This window comes from Pseudarthrobacter naphthalenicus (genome assembly GCF_029076445.1).
GTDB classification, from domain to species: domain Bacteria; phylum Actinomycetota; class Actinomycetes; order Actinomycetales; family Micrococcaceae; genus Arthrobacter; species Arthrobacter naphthalenicus.
Map to the genome: position 1 here is coordinate 1 of NZ_JARESG010000062.1, position 2619 is coordinate 2619.

The window sequence follows — 2619 nt, forward strand, 5'->3', positions numbered from 1 at the left end:
TAGGGACCGTCCGCTACTTCCTGCCTGGTGCGGTTTATTTCACCAAGTGCCGAAGATTACAACCACTAGGAGGGAGGAAACTGAGAAAAGAAGGTAAATCTGGTCCATCGATCATGTCCTTCCAACCAGTACGTTTCGGCATTGCAGGATTTGCCATGCAAGTTGAATGTCATCCCCGGTTTCCCGGGACCATCGAAGATAACATGGAGGTTACATCGTGAGCCCGTTAGAGCGCTTGTTGTTCTTTTTCGACGCCATTAACCGCAAAGATGCGGATGCCCTCATCGCCTGCTACGAGCCGGACGCCATCCTCACTCTCGCCCCCGCCGGCGGCACGTCAACCGGAGCGGACCAGATCCGTGAGGCGCTGGCAGGGTTCCTCACCTACCAGATGTCCTTCGCCGACGAGCGCGAGCTTCGCTCCGCCGACGAGCAGCTGGCCATAACCACGCTCAACTGGAAGGCAACCGGCTCCGATCCGGACGGTGAGCCGATCACCATGTCCGGGAAGAGCACCGAGCTATTCCGTCGCCAGGCCGACGGCGAATGGCTCATGGTGATCGACAGCCCCTGGTGGGCTAGCTGACCCGGGAGAACGAGATGTCTTTGACCGAGGGCGCGGCTGCTGCTTGAACTTTATCAACACAGCTCGGGTCTCCTCGACCAGGTCACGGTCGAGGAGACCCGAGCTGCTAACCATGAGCGACGAGCTCTCGGTCGAACCCGAGACGGTGGGGTCCGTACAGGACCGCGACGTCCCGAGGGGCTCAGCGGCGGTGCGGGTTCGGATTTACAAGCCCGCGCAAGGCGGCGATGAAGGTCCATACCCACTGGTCCTGATGATGCATGGGGCGGCTGGGTGCTCGGCGACCTGGACTCCCACGATCGGTCGGCCCGCTCGCTGTGCAACGCCTCGCCCGCGGTAGTCGTCGCCGTCGACTACCGCCGGACACCGGAGCATCGGTTCCCGGCAGCACTCAACGGCACCTACGCAGCCCTGTGGTGGCCAGCGAAAACGCCGAGATGCTGGGACGGATGGCGATAGGCTGGTGGTCGCCGGTGACAGTGCCGGCGGAAACCTTGCAGCAGCAGTGGGGCTGCTGCCCCGCGACCGCCACGGCCCGCCGATCGAGCTCCACTACCGCTCCGAATCCCGCTACTGCAACCCGTACTCGGGCCACGAGAAGGGGAACGTGGAGAACGCGGTCGGGTTCCTGCGCCGTAACCTCATGGTCCCCGAACCCGAGGCCGCCACTTTGGTCGGGCTCAACGAGGTTCTGCTGGCCTGCTGCGACGCACTGGCCACGACCACGCATTACCGCAAGGGCCTGGCCCTGGGCGAGCTGTTCACCCAGGACGTGGCCGCATCCTGGGAGCTGCCGGGGGTCGGTTTCGACCCGGTGCGTTACGAATCCCGCAGGGCGGAGAAGGTCGGGAATCTCCTCATTGACGCGAACACCTATGCCGCCGGGGCCCGCCTTCCACGGGGAGAACCTCACCGTGGGGCGTGCGCCACGACATCATCGAGATCCTGGACGAGCATTCTGAGCCCGTACGGACCTTCCCGCGGTCCTTCGGCAAGCAGACCGTGACGATCTTCGAACCGGCCTCCCTGGTCCCGTTGCTGGTGACCAAGCCCGGGCAAGCATGCCTCCCTGACCGGCAGCGTGCTGAGCGAATGGGCTGAGAAGGGCACCCCAAAACAACGCGAATACCTCCACGGGGTCCGCGCCGCCGAGCACGAATCCCGGAAGGAATCACGGCGCCAACGGTTGCTGAAGCCCGCGAGGCTGCCGGCCATGAAAACACTCACGGGATTCGATTACAGCAGTGTCAGGTTCCCCGAGGACTACGGCCGCGAGCCCCTCGAGTCCCTCGAGTTCATCAACCGGGCCCAGGACCTGGTCCCCTACGGGGATGTGGGACCGACAAAACCCACATGGCCACCGCCCTGGTCATGATGCTGCGCCGGGCCAAGGAGGAGGACCGGTTGGACAAGGAGCTGGCCTCCCTGGCCAAGAACCAGCTGATCGCAATCGACGAACTAGGCTACCTGCCGATCGATACCGAGGGTGCGCGGTTGCTGTTCCACGTCATCGCGGACGGGTATGAAAAGCGCAGCATCATCATTACGAGGAACTTGGAATTCTCCCGCTGGGAAACGGTGTTCGGGGACGACAACATGGCCGCGGCCGTCATCGACCGGCTCGTCCACCACGGGCGGCTTCTGCAGTTCCGCGGCGAGTCCTACAGAGTCAATAATGCCCTCATGAAATAGCCCACAGCCGAAACGGACAGAAACGAGCCGAGGTGGCCTAATTCTTAGCGCTGATGGCCTACTTAAAGTTGACGAAACACACCCAGGCCGTACAGCGCAACCCAAATCATCATACGCTCAAGCTGGCGCCGAAAACACCAGCTACGCGCCCGCTACCATCACTACCCGAGCAGTCCATCTCCCTTGTAAAACGCCGGGCATGCGAACTGTGGCAAAAACGCATCTAGCTATGGGGCGGATCTGTAGCTATAGTATGTAGAATATATAGTGAGATGCACATCACAGGTGCCCCTCCTAGGGGGAACGCTGGATCGCACCTGAGCAGTACAGGCGTCTCTTTA

At 62.2% G+C, this 2619-nt stretch carries 6 protein-coding genes; all 6 read left to right on the forward strand.

The features are described 5' to 3' along the window. On the forward strand, positions 1-221 hold a 221-nt coding region (locus PY310_RS21305; protein WP_275216626.1), incomplete at its 5' end, for a hypothetical protein. After that, positions 218-586 carry a YybH family protein gene (locus PY310_RS21310; protein WP_275216627.1) on the forward strand — a complete coding sequence of 123 codons (369 nt, stop codon included), beginning with the start codon at positions 218-220 and terminating at the stop codon, positions 584-586. The genes PY310_RS21305 and PY310_RS21310, both read left to right, overlap by 4 nt. A gap of 273 nt (positions 587-859) precedes the next feature. Next, on the forward strand, positions 860-1045 hold the full coding sequence (locus PY310_RS21760) for an alpha/beta hydrolase fold domain-containing protein (RefSeq protein ID WP_419095536.1): 186 nt from the start codon (positions 860-862) through the stop codon (positions 1043-1045). Then, a complete protein-coding gene (locus PY310_RS21315; RefSeq protein WP_275216630.1) occupies positions 960-1592 on the forward strand; it encodes an alpha/beta hydrolase fold domain-containing protein in 633 nt (210 codons plus the stop codon). Before PY310_RS21760 ends, PY310_RS21315 begins: the two co-directional genes overlap by 86 nt. 75 nt (positions 1593-1667) lie before the next feature. Next, on the forward strand, positions 1668-1961 hold the full coding sequence (locus tag PY310_RS21320; RefSeq protein WP_275216628.1) for an ATP-binding protein: 294 nt from the start codon (positions 1668-1670) through the stop codon (positions 1959-1961). Next, on the forward strand, positions 1940-2278 hold the full coding sequence (locus PY310_RS21325; RefSeq protein WP_275216629.1) for an ATP-binding protein: 339 nt from the start codon (positions 1940-1942) through the stop codon (positions 2276-2278). The genes PY310_RS21320 and PY310_RS21325 overlap by 22 nt, the downstream gene beginning before the upstream one ends. Positions 2279-2619: the final 341 nt, after the last annotated feature.

What these genes read in the sequence shown, in the direction of transcription:
- PY310_RS21325 (WP_275216629.1), top strand. Translation starts at nt 1,940, where the DNA reads ATGGCCACCGCCCTGGTCATGATGCTGCGCCGGGCCAAGGAGGAGGAC.